This window comes from Moorena sp. SIO4A1 (assembly GCF_010672065.1).
Classification (GTDB): domain Bacteria; phylum Cyanobacteriota; class Cyanobacteriia; order Cyanobacteriales; family Coleofasciculaceae; genus Moorena.
Genome location: NZ_JAAHHX010000779.1, coordinates 1 through 1,347 on the forward strand (window position 1 = coordinate 1; position 1,347 = coordinate 1,347).

The 1,347-nt window shown below is 37.5% G+C and carries 1 protein-coding gene; it reads left to right on the top strand.

Annotation, left to right across the window (positions count from 1 at the left end; translation table 11 throughout):
- The coding region (locus F6K53_RS42830; protein ID WP_293086693.1) for a hypothetical protein at positions 1–1,180 on the top strand (1,180 nt) is incomplete at its 5' end.
- Positions 1,181–1,347 lie beyond the last annotated feature (167 nt).

Sequence of the window (1,347 nt, forward strand, 5' to 3'; positions counted from 1 at the left end):
TAGGCATGAGTTGAACTGGGGAAATACCTTATACACTGACAACCCACAAACAGTTATTGCTATATTTGTGGGATACATTCTGATTGTTATTGGTTTCTATTCTAAGTCGGCTGAAAAATTTGGAAAAACGATTACTATCAAGAGCTATAGTGACAATGTTGTGATTGTATTTGCTATTTTGCTGCTGTTATTCTCTTGTCTATCTATTCAAATCTATGGCTCTCAGTATGGTGGCGTTATGGTAGCCCTTGCTAAAAGCCACCTGATTCGATCAACCACAGTTGAAAGTGGCAACCTGGTTTTTTTTAAGAATTTTATGTTCTTTTCATTCTTTGCCTCTTATTTATTGGCAGCAGTGGTATTTTTTAGTAAAATAAAACAAGGTAAATTAATCCTATTTAGTTTGTTTTTGCTATCTGTAGTCGCTTCCTGGATTTCAGCCACTTTAACAGCTGGGCGTATTCCTTTTGTCAGATACATTATCGGGTTTTATTTAGTTTATGTCCTGAAAACTGGCAAATTTTCCTTTACTTTCACCCTTACTTTTGTCTCTAGTGCTGCTCTGTTTCTGATTCACGGCAAAACCCTGTTTTTTAGCTTAAGTGCTTTGCCAGATGGCTATGTTGCTGTAGTGGAACGCTTTAGACAATCTCTGGACAGTGGTTCCAATGAAAGCTTTAGCATTATCGAACTAGTAGAGAACTTTGTGTTTCCAGTTCATTCCCTAGATGCAGCTTTTAATAATCATTATCCAATGCGGCTATTTCTGGATATCTACTATGGGGTGCTTTCCTTAATACCGGAACGTCTGACTAATATGGAGTTCCCAGAAACCCTATCCTTTGAGAATACAGCAAATATCATAGGCTCCAATGAGTTTGCTATACCACCAGGTATACTGGCCTTTGGTATCTATAGTATGTCTTGGGTCGGACTAATTATCATATCGTTGAGCTTTGGTTGGATTGGTCGTTATCTACAAACTATTTTTAATAATCAGCTACATACAATATACTGGATGCCATTTGTTTACATTTTAACAGCTGTAACTTGGATAGATTTTATTACCTTTGGTGACCCAGAGGCTTACCTAATCGCTAATTTTTGGTTTTTTGCGGCTATGGGTCTCTTACTATCTTTCGTTAGCAAAGTTTATTGGAAAAAGAACTATAGATTATGAAAATACTATACCTTACTACTGGAGTTTCAATAGGAGGTGCAGAGTTGATGTTATATCATCTCCTATCCAAGATAAACCGAAACCGCTTTAGTCCAGTGGTACTGTCTCTAATGGGGCGTGATACGGTAGGCGATCGCATTGAATCTTTGGGTATACCTGTTGCTCAT